This is a genomic window from Staphylococcus agnetis, from assembly GCF_011466855.1.
Lineage (GTDB): Bacteria > Bacillota > Bacilli > Staphylococcales > Staphylococcaceae > Staphylococcus > Staphylococcus agnetis.
In genome coordinates, this window is sequence record NZ_CP045927.1 from 784,774 (window position 1) to 803,377 (window position 18,604).

General features: G+C 33.8%; 18 protein-coding genes, 1 tRNA gene and 1 pseudogene. 13 read left to right on the forward strand and 7 right to left on the reverse strand.

What is annotated here, in order from left to right; genetic code table 11:
• Nucleotide 1 precedes the first annotated feature (1 nt).
• The 9 genes and pseudogenes from GJE18_RS12325 to GJE18_RS04035 form a co-directional block, all read left to right on the forward strand.
• A pseudogene (locus GJE18_RS12325) lies at nucleotides 2–1,957 on the forward strand (phage tail spike protein); the annotation flags it as partial.
• A gap of 2,041 nt (nucleotides 1,958–3,998) precedes the next feature.
• The gene (locus GJE18_RS04000) at nucleotides 3,999–4,139 is read left to right on the forward strand and encodes a hypothetical protein (protein WP_165886085.1); all 141 of its coding nucleotides are present in this window, start codon (nucleotides 3,999–4,001) and stop codon (nucleotides 4,137–4,139) included.
• 46 nt (nucleotides 4,140–4,185) lie between these two features.
• Nucleotides 4,186–4,488 (forward strand): hypothetical protein, encoded by a 303-nt coding sequence (locus tag GJE18_RS04005; RefSeq protein WP_107368718.1) that lies wholly within the window; start codon nucleotides 4,186–4,188, stop codon nucleotides 4,486–4,488.
• 18 nt (nucleotides 4,489–4,506) lie between these two features.
• A complete protein-coding gene (locus tag GJE18_RS04010; protein WP_107368717.1) occupies nucleotides 4,507–4,806 on the forward strand; it encodes a DUF2951 family protein in 300 nt (99 codons plus the stop codon).
• Between the two features lie 222 nt (nucleotides 4,807–5,028).
• Entirely contained in the window at nucleotides 5,029–5,136 is a 108-nt protein-coding gene (locus GJE18_RS04015) for a putative holin-like toxin (RefSeq protein ID WP_107368716.1), read from the forward strand.
• Between the two features lie 145 nt (nucleotides 5,137–5,281).
• Nucleotides 5,282–5,578, forward strand: a complete 297-nt coding sequence (locus tag GJE18_RS04020) for a phage holin (RefSeq protein WP_107368715.1) — start codon at nucleotides 5,282–5,284, stop codon at nucleotides 5,576–5,578.
• A 9-nt stretch (nucleotides 5,579–5,587) separates the two neighbouring features.
• Nucleotides 5,588–6,976 carry an N-acetylmuramoyl-L-alanine amidase gene (locus GJE18_RS04025; RefSeq protein ID WP_107368714.1) on the forward strand — a complete coding sequence of 463 codons (1,389 nt, stop codon included), beginning with the start codon at nucleotides 5,588–5,590 and terminating at the stop codon, nucleotides 6,974–6,976.
• Between the two features lie 1,645 nt (nucleotides 6,977–8,621).
• On the forward strand, nucleotides 8,622–9,185 hold the full coding sequence (locus GJE18_RS04030) for a PBECR4 domain-containing protein (protein WP_105971417.1): 564 nt from the start codon (nucleotides 8,622–8,624) through the stop codon (nucleotides 9,183–9,185).
• A gap of 136 nt (nucleotides 9,186–9,321) precedes the next feature.
• Nucleotides 9,322–9,513 (forward strand): VraH family peptide resistance protein, encoded by a 192-nt coding sequence (locus tag GJE18_RS04035; protein ID WP_107368870.1) that lies wholly within the window; start codon nucleotides 9,322–9,324, stop codon nucleotides 9,511–9,513.
• A gap of 295 nt (nucleotides 9,514–9,808) precedes the next feature.
• Here the strand turns inward: GJE18_RS04035 and GJE18_RS04040 are convergent, their stop codons facing one another.
• From GJE18_RS04040 to GJE18_RS12330, 6 genes are all read right to left on the reverse strand, one after another.
• Nucleotides 9,809–10,477, reverse strand: coding sequence for a CPBP family glutamic-type intramembrane protease (locus GJE18_RS04040; RefSeq protein ID WP_420853500.1), 669 nt, complete (start codon nucleotides 10,475–10,477; stop codon nucleotides 9,809–9,811).
• A gap of 306 nt (nucleotides 10,478–10,783) precedes the next feature.
• Nucleotides 10,784–10,857: transfer RNA gene (locus tag GJE18_RS04045), tRNA-Arg, on the reverse strand.
• Between the two features lie 171 nt (nucleotides 10,858–11,028).
• On the reverse strand, nucleotides 11,029–11,241 hold the full coding sequence (locus GJE18_RS04050) for a hypothetical protein (RefSeq protein ID WP_103346120.1): 213 nt from the start codon (nucleotides 11,239–11,241) through the stop codon (nucleotides 11,029–11,031).
• A 39-nt stretch (nucleotides 11,242–11,280) separates the two neighbouring features.
• Nucleotides 11,281–11,721 carry a hypothetical protein gene (locus tag GJE18_RS04055; protein ID WP_107368872.1) on the reverse strand — a complete coding sequence of 147 codons (441 nt, stop codon included), beginning with the start codon at nucleotides 11,719–11,721 and terminating at the stop codon, nucleotides 11,281–11,283.
• Nucleotides 11,722–12,230: 509 nt separating this feature from the next.
• A complete protein-coding gene (locus tag GJE18_RS04060) occupies nucleotides 12,231–13,535 on the reverse strand; it encodes a TrkH family potassium uptake protein (RefSeq protein ID WP_060550846.1) in 1,305 nt (434 codons plus the stop codon).
• Nucleotides 13,536–13,738: 203 nt separating this feature from the next.
• Nucleotides 13,739–13,813, reverse strand: coding sequence for an alpha-1/alpha-2 family phenol-soluble modulin (locus tag GJE18_RS12330; RefSeq protein WP_103346173.1), 75 nt, complete (start codon nucleotides 13,811–13,813; stop codon nucleotides 13,739–13,741).
• A 524-nt stretch (nucleotides 13,814–14,337) separates the two neighbouring features.
• Here GJE18_RS12330 and GJE18_RS04070 point away from each other — a divergent pair.
• The gene (locus tag GJE18_RS04070; RefSeq protein ID WP_037564837.1) at nucleotides 14,338–14,472 is read left to right on the forward strand and encodes a beta-class phenol-soluble modulin; all 135 of its coding nucleotides are present in this window, start codon (nucleotides 14,338–14,340) and stop codon (nucleotides 14,470–14,472) included.
• Nucleotides 14,473–14,569: 97 nt separating this feature from the next.
• Here GJE18_RS04070 and GJE18_RS04075 read toward each other — a convergent pair whose 3' ends face one another.
• Nucleotides 14,570–15,019: an N-acetyltransferase gene (locus GJE18_RS04075; RefSeq protein ID WP_107368873.1), complete on the reverse strand. Its 450-nt coding sequence runs from the start codon at nucleotides 15,017–15,019 to the stop codon at nucleotides 14,570–14,572.
• A gap of 411 nt (nucleotides 15,020–15,430) precedes the next feature.
• On the opposite strand from GJE18_RS04075, the gene bshC reads away from it, so the two are divergent.
• From bshC to rsmH, 3 genes are all read left to right on the forward strand, one after another.
• Nucleotides 15,431–17,044 (forward strand): bacillithiol biosynthesis cysteine-adding enzyme BshC, encoded by a 1,614-nt coding sequence (bshC, locus tag GJE18_RS04080; protein WP_107368874.1) that lies wholly within the window; start codon nucleotides 15,431–15,433, stop codon nucleotides 17,042–17,044.
• 145 nt (nucleotides 17,045–17,189) lie between these two features.
• Nucleotides 17,190–17,621, forward strand: coding sequence for a division/cell wall cluster transcriptional repressor MraZ (gene mraZ / locus GJE18_RS04085; protein ID WP_037564833.1), 432 nt, complete (start codon nucleotides 17,190–17,192; stop codon nucleotides 17,619–17,621).
• 34 nt (nucleotides 17,622–17,655) lie between these two features.
• The gene (gene rsmH / locus GJE18_RS04090; protein ID WP_060550849.1) at nucleotides 17,656–18,591 is read left to right on the forward strand and encodes a 16S rRNA (cytosine(1402)-N(4))-methyltransferase RsmH; all 936 of its coding nucleotides are present in this window, start codon (nucleotides 17,656–17,658) and stop codon (nucleotides 18,589–18,591) included.
• Nucleotides 18,592–18,604: the final 13 nt, after the last annotated feature.

Here is an 18,604-nt window from a genome sequence, read left to right on the forward strand (position 1 = left end):
TATGCTGCATGTATTGGATTTTGAAGGTAATATTATAGACTTCATTAGTAAAAATGATAAAGCGGTTATTAATATAAAACATGAGCGTAGTATTAAAGACTATACAGAATTACTAGATATTACAATGCTATCAAGTAGGGCGGTTAAATTTAAAGAACGCAACAGAGTAATCTTTTTAGATAGTAGAAACGAACCTCGTGAATTTATTATTAATCGTATAGAACAGGATAGCATAAGCAAATATTCATTGATTGAATGCAATGCATCCTATTTAGAAGATATTGCCACGGGTGTACCATATGGACCGCATAAATTTGAAAAGTACACTACTACACAAGCACTTAGTGATGTTTTGAAAGATACAGGGTGGAAAGTAAGTGACGACACAGAATATAACGGTACACGTACTACCTCGTGGACTAGCTATCAAACAAGGTTTGATGTACTTAAACAATTAACTACCACATATAAGATGGTTATGGACTTCCACATTGATTTGAATAGCCGTAAAGTTAAATCACGATACGTAAGCTTGAAAGAACCAAAACCTTTGTTTAAAGGTAAAGAAATTGTACGTGGTAAAGATTTATTAGGTTTGAAATGTTCTGTTGATGTATCTGAAGTCCGTACTGCTTTAATATGTTTAGGTCCCGAGAAAGAGAATGGTGAACGTATCAAAGTCATTGTTAAAGATGACGAGGCACAAAAACAGTTTGGTCTACCCACACGTTATATTTGGGATATTTATGAACCTGAAACTGAAGATGAAAATATGACGGAACAACGCTTACGCACATTAGGTACTACTCAACTAAACAAAGTTAAAAGTGCAGCAGTAAGTTATGACGTTACATCTTTAGATATTAAAAAAGCGTATCCGCATGAAATTATCCGTTTAGGTGACATAGTGCGTGTAAAAGATAGGGATTTCACCCCTGCATTATATGTAGAGGGTGAAGTTATATCTGAAACATATAATCCTTTAACAAATGTAAGTGTTTATTCATTTGGGAATTATGTTGAGTATAAAGAATCTGATCTACGTGCAGAATTTGCTAAAAAACTTGATGCGATACGTCAAAAGTTAAATGACGGTTTAACTAATGTGAATACTATCGTTGCAGATGTGGTTGAAGGTAAGCTTGAATATTTCGAACGTAAAATAATTAAAGGTGCTGAACCGCCTGAAAATCCCGTGAACGATATGTTGTGGTTAGACACAAGTAATCCTGATGTAGCAGTATTACGACGATACTGGGAGGGGCGATGGATTAATGCGACGGCAGAGAAAGCCGAAGATATTGGTGCAATCACTCGCGAAAAGGCATTATATAGTGAGTTGAATAACACATTCGTTAACCTATCCATTCAACATAGCAAGTTGTTGAATGAAATGCACTATGTCATGAATAGTGAGTATTTAGTGGACTTTGATTTAAAAGATGAATTGAATTCTAAACTTGACGCTACTGTATCAATTTATAACAACATTAAGAATAACATAGATAGCATGACCGATGAGACTGCCACTATAGGTAAGTTAATCGATACACAAACACTGTTTTTAAATTATAGAACAACTATGCAAGAATTATACACTGTGGTTGAACGTGCAAAGATAGCGATTGATGAACGATTTAAATTGTTACAATCGCAGTATACTGAAGAAAAGTTTAGAGACGCACTTCAAGGAATTGCAGATAAATTTGGATTACAAGTGAACGAACAGAATCAACTTGTAGGCGAACCTAATGTAGTTGAGAAAGCGGTTATTGCAGTGAGAGAAGATACTAAAGAACAACTTAGAGATTACGTTAAATCAGTTGATTACCAAACAAATCAACAAGGTTTAATTGAACGCATGGAATCGGCAGACGCAGAACGTAAGACACTTGCCGGTCAAATCAGTGATAAAGTCACTAAAGCAGAATATCAAAGTGGCTTAGATAGCATTAAAATCGGTGGCGTGAACTTATTTGAAGCGTATGACAGTGCAACACATGGTAATAGCGTACATTCGTCTATAACGTCCACAGAATCGTTTAGAGGCAAGTATTGGGCGACAACTATATATTCTGCTGATTATCTTAAGAAGATACTCACACCTGGCGAAGAATACACATATTCTTATGAATTAGAAATTGTCGGATTATCTGATTATGACGTTCAGTATGCAGCACAACATGGCATTATCTTATATAGTCAATCGGTTTCGAAAGATCGTATCACAACTAGCTATAAATCAACTGAACGGATATTAAATAATAAATTTAAAGTCACTCAAACATTTGTTGCTCCTGAAATTATTGACCACAGATTTATGGCATATTCAGGTTTATATACACCTGATGGACGATTAGGCACGCAACGTGATTCAAACTTAGTAGAAATACGTAATTTAAAACTAGAAAAAGGAAACAAAGCTACTGATTACACTGAAGCACCATCAGATGTGACACGTGGGACTGATAAGAAGTTGTCTGTTGCTAAAACTGAAATACTACAAGACGGCGAACAAATATCGCAACGGGTATCACGTGAAGTATTTAACGCAAGCAGTCAAACGTTGAACCGTGTTGTGTCAGAATTTATCAACAACACCACAGACGGTATGACGTTTACTTATGATGATAATAGTAATATTCAGTCATTTAACGTAGGACCACAAGGCGTCAAAATTAAAGGTGATAAAGTGGATATTAAACTGAACAAAGAATTTAATCTGCTTGTGGGTGATGTTAGTAAAAAGGCTGATGAAACAAATATTATCAATAAAATTAATTTGTCTCGTGAAGGATTAGACATCAATGTAAATAATATAGGCATACGCGGTGGCGATTCCGTAAATTACCTAGAAATTAAAAATAATAGTGTATTGTCACGAGGTAGATTTACTCGAACATGGGCTAATAAAACTGATTCTGCTAATTTAACACTTGGTATCAGAAAAGGATATTTGATGGTGTCCAACGAAGATACAGGTTATAACCTTTATATGACTGAAAAAGGCTTGTCCACAATGATGAATGCGGCTAGTGGTGAAACTGCCGGTACATTAGAATTTCATTATCAAGGTTACAACGAGAATTCACGCGGGGTACGCTTGCATTCCACATATGGAGCGGTTGCTTTAGAATCAGATCAGTCACGGATATATACTGTAGCCAACTTAACTAATAACATTGAATCAAGGCAATATGGGGTATACATTAGACCTTTTAAAGACACACGTGCTGGTTTAAATGAGTTTTACTTTTATGTAAAAGATAATGACAGTGTTAGTGACACTGACGGTGCTATTCTCTACGGAAACATAAGCGACGAAAGAGGAGAGCATGGTTCAGGTATACGTTTTAGTAAATCGCGTACAGATAATATTGTGTATATTACAAATCGTGATGGAGATATTGGAACGGGAGATATATCAGTAAGAAACGCTGAAATACGAGAACATATCCGCACACAAGGCATGTTAGAAATTAGACAGTGGAATGATGCACGGGCATATAACCAAGTTAAAGTTGGAGCCGTTAACACTACTAATAGTGTAGTTATGGCAAGTCATAGTGGTGGTAACGCTTATTATGGTGTAGGCACGCAAGAAATGAGGGTTACTGATAACAACGGATATAATGGAGGCAACACAAGGTATAAAAGTGTTCGTGCTGACACATTTTATGGTAAGACTGCCTCAAATTCTTCCGAAAAATATAAAACCAACATAACAAAATGGGAAGTAGATGCGACGCAGTTAATAAAAGACACTGTGTTTTATGAATATAACTATAAATCCGACTTACAAAACGGTAATGAACAAAAAAGTCACGGAATTATTATAGAAAGAGAAATGCCTAAATTTATTACTAGAGATAATGATTCTATCGACTTGTATGAATTTATTTCAACTATAGGTAAAGCACTACAAGAGCAAATAAAACGTAGTGATGAACTAGAATTTAAATACGAAAATATTATGAGAATATTGGAGGAATATACTAATGAACGAACAAGTTAACCCACAACTGATTATTGATAACCTAGCAACTTCAAATGCAGAATTACAAAAAGAAAACGCAATACTGCGTGCTTTAATTACACAATTACAAAGTAAGGATAATGAAACGTCTGATGATGAATAATCGTTAGGCGTTTTTATTATAAATAATTTTATTGGAGGAATTAGAAATGGAAAACAAAGTAACAGAGTATTATTTAGTAGAAGTGGACAAAAGAGGAGAAGAAAGCTGCTTAATGCAAAACTATTCAAACAGTTTTGTGCGTGGTGCTTCGCCTGCTAATGCATATAAGTTTACCGATGAAGAGCAAGTCAAACAGGTGTGCGCAATGCAGAATATGTTAGCTGGTATCTTTAAAAATGGAGCTAAAACATATTATGTGAAACAAGATATCACGCGTAATTCATTTGATGAAAAAGGAGAACCCTATGTGAAAGAAAGTGAAGACGAATCTGATCCATTAGAGGTTTAGTAAAAAGTAGGTGACGTAATGTTTGGTTTTATCAAACGACGAGAGCACGAATGGAGAATCATGCGTTTAGAAGAAAATGATAAAGATATGTTTAAAAAGCTGGATAACATTGAACATAGTCTAAGAACGCAAGAAAAAGTCTATGATAAACTCGATAGAACTTTTGAAGAGTTAAAACAAGACAGATTAAAAGAGGAACAGAACAAAAGAGAAAATGCCAAAAATATTAAAGATCTCAAAATGTGGATGCTTGGTGTAATTGGCACGATTGCCAGTACCATCATCATCGCGCTTTTACGTACGTTCTTTGGGATTTAAGGAGGTGATTGCCATGTTATTTGGATACAGCTTCTGGGCATGTTTCTGGTTTGGCAAATGTAAATAAGATTAAAAGTCGGCGCTAATGCGTCGGCTTATTTTTATGGAATTGTGTTAAAATAGAGAACGTGAGCAAGTTGGATAGATGGTGGCTATCTCAGTATAAAGTGAGGTGGTGCGTATGAGCGTATCAACGAAATCTTTAGAAAGGAGACGCCCTTTGTGGTATCTATTGTAGATGCGCTAAACTTAATGTTCAGTTTCGGTATGTTTATCGTTACTTTACTCGGTTTAGTCATTGCAATAATAAAAATTAGCCATAAAAAATAACCATTCCCCAACTTTGACCGAGTAGGAATGGTTAAAATATTCTGAAAGGCCACCGTCTTTTTAACGGGCTCACTACGGGACTCACTTTATGTGGGTCCTTTTTCTATGTTCAATTTAACACAGAATATAGAAAGGAGCAAATGAAATGAATATAAAAGTAATTGCTAGATATATAGTGTTAATTTTAGCTTTGGTGAATCAGTACCTTACAACTAAAGGGATTAACCCATTGCCGGTTGTGAGTGAAGAAGATATCAGTTCAGTGATGATGACAGGTATAGGATTATATATGGCTTGGAAAAACAACCCAAACACTAAAGAAGCAGAGTGGGCTAATCAGAAAATGAAAAAGTACAAAGCAGAACAAAAGTATATTAAGGCTACTGGTGCGATACCACAAAAAGATATCGTTGAACCGATTGAATTTGAGGAAAACGTTTGAGGTGATAATATGAGAACACAAAATGAAGCGATTAAATGGCTCAACAATTCTGTCGGTAAGCAATATGATTTTGATGGTGCCTACGGCTACCAGTGTTATGATTATGCTAACAGTTACTTCAATTATATGACTGGTTTCAGATTAAGTGGAATGTATGCTAAGGATATTCCTACTGACAATGCTAGTTTACTTCGTGATATAGCGACAGTGTACGAAAATACCCCTAACTTTTTACCGCTACCAGGTGACATAGCTATTTTCAATGGAAGGTACGGAGCTGGTTCTGGGCATGTTGCGGTAGTAACTAAAGCAACATTAAATAGTTTTGAAGTTATCGAGCAAAATTGGCAAGGTGGAGGATATGTGAATGGACGTCCAGGTTGGGAAAGTGCTACAAGACGGTGGCACCAATATGACAACCCAATGTGGTTTATTAGATTGAACTACGCTAAGAAGAAGTCTATTACTAGTCTATTACCTAGCAAGACACCTAAACCAGTTAAACTTAAAGTGGCACTTGTACCTGGTCATGGGTACAATGATCCTGGTGCAGTTGGTAATGGGACTAATGAACGTGATTTTATACGTAAGAACATCGTGCCAAATGTCGCCAAGTATCTGCGCACAGCAGGACATGATGTTTATTTGTATGGTGGGTCTAATATGTCGCAAGATATGTATCAAGACACCGCATATGGTCAACGTCTAGGTAATAAAAAAGATTATGGCTTATACTGGCTTAAGCGCAACCAGAATCCTGATGTAGTTGTTGAGTTTCATTTAGATGCAGCGGGGGCAAGTGCAAGTGGTGGACATGTGATTATTTCAAATAAATTTAATGCAGACACAATAGACAATGGCATACAGTCCGTCATTAAGTCTAATTTAGGTCAAATTCGAGGTGTGACGCCACGTAATGATTTATTGAATGTCAATGTATCAGCAGAGCTTAACGTCAATTACAGACTGGCAGAGCTAGGTTTTATCACAAATAAAAATGACATGGACTATATCAAGAGAAATATTGATAAATACTGTCGCGACATCGCTGGGGCTATACACGGCAAACCTATCGGTGGTACGTTAGCAGGTAAAACACAAGTTAATCGTATATCTTGGGGGTTAAGTGGAACATTCTATCCAGATAGAGCGATTAAAGTCCGACGTCAAGCGGGGTTGAATGGTGAAGTAGTTGACCAAGCGTCTTGGCTATATAGTAAAGATGACTGGGTTAAGTTTGATCAAGTGATAAAAAAAGATGGCTATTGGTGGATAAGATTTAAATATCAAGCGCCAGGCGCAATTAAAGCCTATTTCTATTGTGCAGTATGTAAGATCACTGACAAAGAAGAAAAAATTAAAAATGAAACTTATTGGGGAAATGTTAAGTGGCTATGAGTTGCCGTATAAAACATTAGTATGTTATATTAAATTCGTGAGGAAGTAGTGTTCCCTCTCACACTGAGTATATTTTTCGCGTATTGCATACGACGCTTAAAAGTTGTGACGGTCTTAATTGACCGTCTTTTTTATTAATAAAGACAAAAAATATTAAAAAAACTAGGGTGACAAATGAGCCGAAGTATGTTATGGTTTATAAAGAAAATATCCCTTATGTTATAACTATTTACCTCACATTTTGCAGACAATGTGAAAATTGACGGTCTTAATTGACCGTCTTTTTTGTTTGTGATAAATTATCTTTAAGGTTTGCTAAAAATCTTATATCCGTACATCCAAGTACCTGAGAGTAGCCCTTGAGGCTGCTCTTTTTTTATGTTATCTTATTTACGTGGTTGTTTTATACGTAAATATAAGTGTATTGTCAGGCTAACCGTAATGGTTGGCCTGTTTTTTTTGTTAAAATATAAACTGAATTAGATAACTCAAGCTAATCTATTTTAAGAACAACACCTCGTCGTTAACAAAATAATTATATTAGATAAAAAAGGAGAGTTTTTATGAAGATTAATCCTGAGTTAGACGGATTTTATTATTTATCACTATGGTTAAATATTGCGTTAATAATTGGTGTTCCTTTTGTATATCAATTAGAAAATATGTTTATCTTGATACCATATGTTGTTTTGTTCATATTGAATTCTATTTATCAGGTTATTAAAGCTATTAAAATCAATAAGAATAAATCTAATTTATAAGGTGACTGCTTTAAACAAGTTTTGGGATTGTTAAGGGTTCAGAGGCTTGTTGTCAATAAAGTAATTGGAATAAATTATTTAGCGCTTTTTTCGCTTGAATATATATAAAAATATAAAGATTAAAATTATTACGATGAAACCTGCGTTAATTAACATAGAAATTTGTTGATTGTGTATGATTTTCCCGTCCAAAAGATTAAAAATTAAAACTACAGCTAAGAATAGAGCAAAAATATTAATTGTAAATTTTTTCATTTTCACCTCTCCTTTTTTACATTTTGTATTATAATTAATTATGTATAAATAAATTAATAATTCAAGGAGAGATAGTGATGAAATTTAAAAAGTGGTTTCTTCAAAAAATTTGGTAACGCTAAAGTAGAAGCTATTTATTAGTTCTTTGAATTAGATGGTGTTTTTAAAGAATGTTTTTAAGTGATTTTGATTTAAAAGAGGTTCTTATTGTATGAAAAATGCTTGATAAAGTTAAATTACACTATTAAATAACCACCTACGCATGTCACTGGGTGGTTATTAATTTATATAAATTCAGTTAACTAAAACTAACCAAAACTAACTATTTTTAACAAAAAAGCAAAAAATTAGTCACATCTATTGAATATAAATTTAAAAGGTATTATAGTTGAGTATGAAGAAAGTCAACTCTCTATGCCGTTCTTTCTTCCTAACTTGTTACTGTCTGTAGTTAGCTCATCAGGTAACTAATAATATAGTTATATACAATCAGGAGTGAATTGTATAGCCCGGCAGAGGCCATATATCTGACTGTTGGTCCCGCAGGAGACTTCTTCCTTGCCTTCACTCATATACATAATCCCTACTTACTTTAATGTTTGTAGGGATATTTTTAAGGAGTGTACTAGGTGGGGGAATTAACATATTTAAAAATAAATGGGGAAAGTGATGTTGATCTACAAAGAATTCTAAATGATTTCATTAATTGTTTTTGCAAAGGTTATGTAGAAATAAAAACGAAATATAAAATTCTCCCTGTCTTTAAAATAAACTTTCATAAAAACAATTTGCCGCATCTACTAGGTTTACATTACATACATAAAAAAGAGAGCGCTAAAAAAATTATTGGAAGAATTGCAGAAGGTAAAATCACACATAAAACTATAAAGCAACACTATGAGTATCATAATATTAAAGATAGGCTAACTAATTACAACTTTTTACATAAATGCTTTATTGATAAAGAAATAAAATTATGTGTTATAGTCCCCAAAAATTCAATAAATCCACAAAAAATTGATGTAGCTTTTATAGATGATAAAAATAGAGAAGCAATGATACTTGGATTAAGAAAAGATTATAACAGAGATTTTTATAACCCAGCTACTATGTATGTTCTAGGTAAGAATAGTTCGTATCTTAGGATGAAAAGAACTCATATTATTAGCATAGAATGGAAGGATTTGTTCTAAGGCAACTGTTTCGACGGTTGCCTGTTTTTGTGCTGAAATATAATTTGTGTGAATCAAACAATTGTTAGGTCTATAGACCTATATATTTTTAATTTAAAAATGATATTATTTATTTAAGCGGAAAGGAGGTTTTACTATGTCAGTAAAAGATGTAATAAAACAATCTTGGGAAGATTTAAAAAGTTTGGAATTTAACTTTCAAAATTTATGTATTTTAGCTATTGCGACAATTATAGCGAGTACCATCATAAGCCCGTTATTAGGTATTCCTATCGGTTTGTTAGGTAGTGCATACTATATCCAAAGTCGAAAAAGAAATAAGTCTTAATTTATGCTATAATGGTTATATGAAATAGTTGTTCCATGAAACGACTCGGTCACTGGCACAGACCGCTTAAAGTGCCTACATCACATTAACTGAGAATTCACATGACGTTGCTGACGAGTGACATAGCTCTGTGTCCTCGAATGAGGGTAGGTTAATGTGGTGTGTTTTAATATAATTGTTTAGAAGGTTGCATAATTTTTTTTAAAATGATATGATTATTTTACCCTAATTAGCAACAGTATCTAGATTAGTAAGTGCTTAGCCGTAACTAATAAAAAGTTACGGCTTTTTTTATCTATAAAAATAAGGTTGTTGATATCAAAATATAGTCTAAAGCAATATGAGGTATCGCTCCACCTAACAATGACTTTGATTTAAACCACATAAATGTAAAAGGGACTCTTATAGCACTAATAACTATTAGACTTTGATAAACATTCCAATCATAAGTTGGTAAATGAATAGCACCAAACACCAGTGAACTAACTAACACTGAAGTAAATATTGCGAGTTTTTTAGATGTGTATTTTAAAAGTAAAATTAGAATCGGTAAACAAACTGCAGCAGTAATTAATTCTTCTCCTAATAAGTGAATCCATCCAAGAGCATAAAACATACCCTTTGAGAATAGGTCATTACTATTGGATATTTGTTCAATTCCTTGATTAGCAGATAAATTAGCTATACCTAAAAGTTTTCCTATTAAAACTGTAGAAGCACCTATAAGTATACAAGATAATGCTATTAATGGGGTCCATAAAAGCATATTAGCTTTAGGTAATTTTAATAATTTTTTTACACCCATTTTTCCATATTGAAAATATAACGTTGCAATACCTGCGATTGGTAAAAATAAATAATCAAAGTATCCAAAATTAATCGAATATGTTGTTTTTAGAATAATTAGTACATATAACGTAATCAAAGCGGTGAACCAATGCTTAGTAAGCTTAATCTCATTCACAAACATAAAAACCTCCTTAAAATCAATTCTTTTATATTCAAACTAAATTTAGATTAAATTACTACAATATGATAACATATATTATCATTCTAAAAGTTTGTTTAAGGTATATTTAAATTAGAGTTAATCTTTTCGTTTGAGATGTTTGATGTTCAATAATATTACCTTGACTTAAATATTAACTTGGGTCCCTAAAGGGTCCCTAAAAGTTAGTGTGATATGGTATGTAAATAACAATAAAAATAAAAAGAACCCCGTCGTTATGGGATTCTTAATTTTGAAAAGTGTTTAAATTTCTCTTATTAGCGTCCTGGGAGGGATTCGAACCCCCGACCGATGGCTTAGAAGGCCATTGCTCTATCCAGCTGAGCTACCAGGACATTTTTAACACAAGATTAATTATAGCTAATCCATAACGATAAATCAATATGAGCTTTAAAAAATTTATTTTCTTTTGACACCATTCACAAAAAAATTACAACATTATATAAATGTGAGATGGAGGACGATGATCCGCGGACATTAAATGATGAGTACTATAGCAGTAATCGCTATGCTTTTAATATATATAGAAGGAGATAGACAGAGACCAAAAGCATGATGACACCTACAGCAAAAAGGAGAATGACATATTTCTCAATGTGAGGAATATGATCTATTTTCCAAAAAAATTCAAATCCACCTTGCTGATCTAGCGCAATGGCAATAAATAGTAAGATATTAAGCGTGCCTAAAACAGATGTAAGTAATAATAGAAGTAACATGTTTCTCATCCTTTTTGCTGAGTTATTTTATTAAGCATATCATGTTTCAATTTCTTTTAAACTGACTAATGATATTTTATCAATAATCATATCTTGTTGGTTTAATATAAACGCAAGCGGTGTACTTTTAAGATATAAATCGTCACGATTGTATCGTGTCACAATATTGATCCGTTTTAAATGAGGATGTTGTGCGACAAATGCTTCCACAACAGGAGGTTCATCTACAAAAACAAGTGTGATGTGTGCTGTATCTGACATTTTTGAAAATGTCTTGAATAGGCGTTGGCAAACCGTACACGTCGTACTGACAGCAATCACAACATGACGTCTTTGAGATTTTGAACGTTTATTGTAATTTGGAAATGTTGTTCCGATAGGGAGGCCACTTATTTCTCGGCGTGTCTTGTTAATTTTGTTTAATACAATAAGGTGGCCAATTCCACTCAAAATTATAAATAGTACAATTAGATAACTCATTTGTGTCCTCCTAAATGTTAATATAAATATTATATCTCAATCGTATCTCGTCGTCATATACTAAAAAAATATCCACAATTTTCAAACAGTGATATTGAGGTTGATATTTGTTTAAAACCTTTTTTCAAAGTTATCGATGAACGATGTGATGATGAATGGGAAACACGTATATTAACCTATAAACGATATGCTTAAGTTAAAAAAGGGGATGTGACATAGCAGACCTGTTAATTAAAAATAAGCTAACAAAATTCATTTATACATGAACTTTGTTAGCTATAATTTATCTAAATAAATCGATTTCGTCTTAGTGATGGACATTATGATAAATTGTGATTGATCCCTTAGCCGAGACTTCTGAGGCATTTAGCCGCAACCGAAAATCCATTTTGAGAGCAACAATCTCTTAGATTGTTGCTCTCAAAATTAGTTGAGGTAAGGCGCCTAGAAAAGCGAGGCGTTAGGGACAATCATAGGTTTAATGATTGATGTGCCATCCTCTGAGAACTTTATAAATAAACATGTCCTTTAGCATAATGAAATGTTTCTCGTGTTGGTGTTTGGATAACACTTAAAAGCGTTAATACCCCAATTTTTCCTGCAATCATTGTTAAAATAATGAGTATTTTAGCAACAGAATTGTATTCTGTGGAGATACCTGTAGACAATCCTACAGTACCAAAAGCGGATACAACTTCAAATGCTAAGTCTTCAAAATTCAAATTAGGTTGAGCAATGGAAATTAATAAAATAATGAGTATGACAAAACTACTCGCAGCAATGGCTATTGCTAAAGCTTTCTCCATTTGTTTTCTAACAATAGTACGATTAAAAATTTGCGTATGTTGATGTCCTTTTAAAATTGTAATAACAAAAGCAATGACTAAAGCAAATGTCGTCACTTTAATACCGCCAGCAGCACTCATTGGCCCAGCTCCTATAAACATTAAAAGAATCATTAATAACATCGTACCAGGTGCTAGGTGCGACATGTCTACAGTATTGAAGCCAGCGGTACGTGTCGTAATAGATTGGAAAAGCGATGCTTGGATTTGTTGCGGTAAGGTCATTGATTTTAAAACACCATTCATTTCTAATATCCAAAAACAAAATGCGCCGACAGTGATTAAAATGAAGGTTAACATGATTGTAATTTTAGAGTGGAATTGTAAGCGCCTACCGCGTTTCAAAGTGACTAAATCTAACAAAACAATATAACCTAGACCACCAAAAATAATTAAAAGTGCAACTGTTAAGTTTACAATCGGGTTCGTAGCATATGAAATTAAATTATCTGAAAAGAGTGCGAAACCAGCGTTATTTAAAGATGATATTGAGGTGAATAGACTAATAAAGATACCTCGATCCCATCCATACTGCGGTACAAATACAAAAGATAAAATAAATGTCCCGATTCCCTCAAAAATCACATTAAATAATAAGATTGATTTCAGAAAAAATGTATAGTTTCGTGCATCTTCAGTATTTAACTCAAGTTGAAATAGTATATTTTCTCGCACTGAAAGCGATTTTTGTGTGAATTTTAATGCCAACATGGACACTGTTACTATCCCCATACCACCTATTTGAATCAATGTCATAATCACGATATCGCCAAGTAGGTTGAATTGCTTTGTTATATCTACAGTAGCCAATCCGGTCACTGTAAAAGCGCTAGTCGCAACATACATAGCATCTAAAAATGATATTGGTTTTTGACCGGACCATGGGAGGTATAATAGTAAACTTCCAATCAACGTCGTAGATAAAAACAATGTCAAATAAATTAATATTGGTTGTTTTTTACTATGCATAATATGCGCCTCGGTTCTTTTTGAAAATATCATAACATGATTATTATGATAAGCAAGTAATATTTAGCTTATTTGTTTATTTTTAAGAAGTAAATAAGGCGGGGATAAATTGCAGTGTGGGGATAGTAAGGAAAGCAATTAAAAACAATATATAAATGAAAAAACCAATGTACCTTTACGATACATTGGTTTTTATAGTGTGCTTATTTTTTAGTAAATGTGTCGACTAAGCCTTTGATTAATTTGATAATGCCAAGAATGATATCAGTCCAGATCATAATGATAACCTCCTCTTATTTAATTACATCTTAAGTATAAATGGCATGACTTCAAAATAGGGCTTCGTTTCCTATAATGACGTTATAGTTGCATAACTGTTTTAAACATCACTTTTTTTAAACGCCTAGGCATTCATAATAAAGCGTAACTGTTTTTCATCCAGCTGTTTTTAGGGGATAATATTTTGTGTAGGGTACATTTCTGAAGTTGTAACTCATCAACAATCAATTCGAATATAAACACTGAGATGGATGTCATTAAGGTTAAAAAAATTTGTATTACCGCATTGTTTATTAAATTACATGTCAGGGATGTAAAGAGATTGTAAAAGCGTAAGACGTATAGGCAACTCAAACGTCTTTAAAAAGATGTGAGTTGGACAGTTAAGTATGAAAATTGGCGTTTTTAGAACTGAGAGACAATTTAATAAAATGTCACGTTATAGTGTGGATAACAAAACAAAGAACGATTCAATCAATCGCTATTTTGTTTTGGAAAATCTATAACTAAAGGAGTGGCGTTTATGTCAGATTTAATTAATGTAATTAAAGATACGATTCAAGCAGGTATGAATCATGATTGGGTATCTATGGGGACTGGTATTGCAGATATTTTAGCAAAAGGTATCAATGTCATCTCTGGTTTAATCGGCGGTTAAGCCATCAAAAAATATAACTTGTTAAATGAAAATATGTTTAAAAATACCCCTTGCTTGGTAAAAAATTTCACCTTGCAAGGGGTATTATAATTAATGTTTATGAATGCTTTGGATCCCATATTAAAATGTCATGCCCATCATCATTTTTGGCGTTCAAATCTATAAAACCATTATCAATAAAGAATGATTTAGATTCAAAACGTGCAATCGCTTTAATGGGTTCATTAAATGATTTGGCAAATTCAAGTAATTTAGACCCATAGCCTTTTCCCTGATATTTCTTTAAAACTTCTAATTTCCAAACGACTAAATAGTCATCATAATCTGGGAAGTATGTTTCTTCAACTTCCCCTTTACGATAAAGTGCCATACGTGCACCTATCTTTTCACCGACATAAATGCCATAAAACGGTGAGTCTGAGCTTGCATCAATCATTTCCCCATGCAATTCATCGACCATATAGAGGTCTTTATTTCCGAAGTTTCTAAATTCTTCGAAAAGTTCCTCTGTACGATAGTTAATGTCTAGATGTACCACCTTTGTCATCAAAACGACCCCCTTGTATTTTTATTTAATTATAACTTATTTATTTATGTAATGAAAAGTAAAAATCAACAGGCTTAAACGTGAGTCGTTTAAGCCTGTTGATTTGTGAGAGAGAATAGATAGTTGATTATTTTTGGATGGGTTGTTTTCCACCTGATGTGAATATTGCGATGATTTGTTTAATTAATTCGATTATGATTCCCATTTGAATCACCTCCACTTATACTTTAACGCTAAGCAGTGGGTATCGGCTTATTTATGCGTAAAATATAAATTGTGATGCTTAGCTGTATTTCTGAAAGATATTGATTACAGTGAAGATGCCTAACTGTAGTAAATATAAGCCGTTAAATTGTCATAATGATTCTTTATGATTATACTGTTAGGGAATACGGTTTAAGGAGACAAAGCATGGATTGTTATAAAGTCATAGTGAATGAAAAGGATCAATTTATATCTCAATATACACAACACGATCATAATTTGATGCAATTTTATGATTTTGATCCTAACAAAGATGAAAGTTTTAAGACACGTATGGCACAATCGAATAATGGCAGAGAGCAGCAGTTAGCAAACGTTATTCGACAATACATGTCTGATCTATCTCTATCAACAGCGCAAGCGCGTGCCCTTGAGCATTTGGCTCAAGGTGCAAAAGTTGTAATTGGTGGTCAGCAAGCAGGGCTATTAAGTGGACCATTATATACGTTTCATAAAGTGTTATCTATCATTGTCAAATCATCGGAGCTATCAACAACGTATCAACAACCCGTTGTTCCTGTATTCTGGATTGCGGGGGAAGATCATGATTTTGATGAGGTCAATCATACGTATGTATATAATGAAGAAAAAGGTCAACTAACAAAAGTGAAGTATCATACCATGACGCCACCAGAGACGTCTGTCTCTCACTTTAAACATGATGATGAAGCACTAATGCATGTCATTGAACACTATTTTAAAGAAATTCCAGAAACATCTTACACAAAGCAGCTCATCCACGATCTAAAAGATATGGTGCGTCTTTCAACTAATTGGTCTGACTTGTTTAAACATCTGATACATCGATGTTTTAAGCACCATGGTATTTTACTAATTGATGCAAGTTATCAACCTTTAAGAGAATTAGAGCGTCCATTCTTAAAAACATTATTAAAACACCATTTGGAAGTGGATCGTGCCTTTAGAGAAGGACAAGATAAAACAGTTGCTCATGGATTACCGCAAATGATTGAAACAGATACCAACGTACATTTGTTTTTAGAAATAGATGGTCAACGCCAATTACTTCGCTACCAAAATAATGCATACGTGACGACTAAACATGATGGGGAGTTTTCAGAAGAAGATTTACAACAGATAATCTCACAAGCACCTGAACGATTTTCTAACAATGTGGTTACACGTCCATTAATGCAAGAGTGGCTATTTAATACAGTCGCTTTTATAGGTGGCCCGAGTGAGATTAAATATTGGGCTGAATTACACGATGCGTTTAAAACATTAGACATTAAGATGCCTATAGTGTTACCGCGAATGAGAATAACATATGTCTCACCTAAAACTAAAAAATTACTCAAACAATATGATTTGAATATAAATGAAGTGATTGAAAAAGGTGCAACAGATGCAAAAGATAGGTTTGTACGCGCACAGGCATCAGAAACGGTATTAAATGATATTACACAAATGATTGCACATCAACAATCTTTTTATGACAAATTAGCAAGAGAAATGTCAGCAACAGTAGATAATCAAAATTTATTAGAGAAAAATCATAAAATACAACTTCACCAATACGAGTATTTGAAACAACGTTATTTAAGAAATATCGAAAAAGAGAATGACATTAGTATGCGACATTTTAATCAATTAACGTCTGTGCTCCATCCGATGGGTGGGTTACAAGAACGTGTACTCAATCCAATCCAATTTTTAAATATTTTTGGGTGGGATATGTACACATCCTCCACTTTCCCTCCACTCGATTACACTTTTGAACAAATTGTGGTAGAAATATGATTATATCAATGGTTTGAGAGGGGTTCGAAGAAATTCGAACCTCTCTTTTTTGTGTCTAAATTGATAAAATTTGGACATTTTTACAGAATTAGTGGAGGATAGTGGGGAGATGTGGTAAATTATAAATAAGGTGAGGTGAGATAAGATGTTCATGGGTGAATTCGAAAACAAACTTGATACTAAAGGACGTATGATTGTACCGTCCAAGTTTCGTTATGACCTCAATGAGCGTTTTATTATCACGCGAGGCCTTGATAAATGTTTGTTCGGTTACACACTTGAAGAATGGCAAACCATTGAAGAGAAAATGAAAACCTTACCTATGACCAAAAAAGACGCAAGAAAATTCATGCGTATGTTCTTCTCTGGTGCGATTGAAGTGGAAATTGACAAACAAGGTAGAATCAACATCCCTGCTAAATTGCGCGAATACGCAAATCTTGATAAAGACTGTACTGTGATTGGTGTGTCTAACCGTATTGAAATATGGGATCGCCAAACATGGAACGATTTTTATGACGAATCAGAAGACAGTTTTGAAGAAATAGCAGAAGATTTAATTGATTTTGATTTTTAAATAAGAGCTGTGAAATGAAAATGGAGGGTTCGAAGTGTTCCATCACATAAGCGTGTTGTTGAAGGAGACAGTAGACCAATTAAATATTAAAGAAGATGGTGTCTACGTTGACTGCACGTTAGGTGGCGCAGGACACTCTGCATATTTACTTAGTCAGTTGTCTGACAGCGGGAAATTAATCGCTATAGACCAAGACATGACAGCAATCAACAACGCAAAAGAGAAACTGAAAAACGAACTTCACAAAGTTACATTTGTGCATAATAACTTTAGAAATTTAGCAGAAGTGTTAAATGACTTACACATTGAAAAAGTGGATGGTATTTTATATGACTTAGGCGTATCAAGTCCACAACTTGATATTCCAGAACGCGGCTTTAGCTATCATCATGATGCTAGGTTAGATATGAGGATGGATCAAACACAGTCACTTTCCGCTTATGAAGTTGTAAATGAGTGGACATACGAGGATTTGGTTAAAATATTTTTCCGTTATGGAGAGGAGAAGTTTTCTAAGCAAATCGCCCGTAAAATTGAATCTAAACGACAAATTCAACCTATTGAAACAACATTAGAACTTGTGGAACTTATTAAAGAAGGCATTCCTGCTAAAGCGAGGCGTAAGGGAGGGCATCCTGCTAAGCGCGTATTTCAAGCGATACGTATAGCAGTTAATGATGAATTATCAGCATTTGAAGATTCTCTCGAGCAAGCTATTGAGCATGTAAAAATAAACGGACGCATTTCTGTCATTACCTTTCATTCATTGGAAGATCGTTTATGTAAACAAATGTTTCAAGAGTATGAAAAAGGACCGGATGTTCCAAGAGGATTGCCGGTTGTTCCAGAAGCGTACACACCGAAATTAAAACGTGTGAATCGCAAACCTATTGTCGCTAGTGATTCGGATTTGGAAGAAAATAACCGCGCTAGAAGCGCAAAGCTTAGAGTGGCTGAAATATTGAAATAAAGGGGCGAAACAA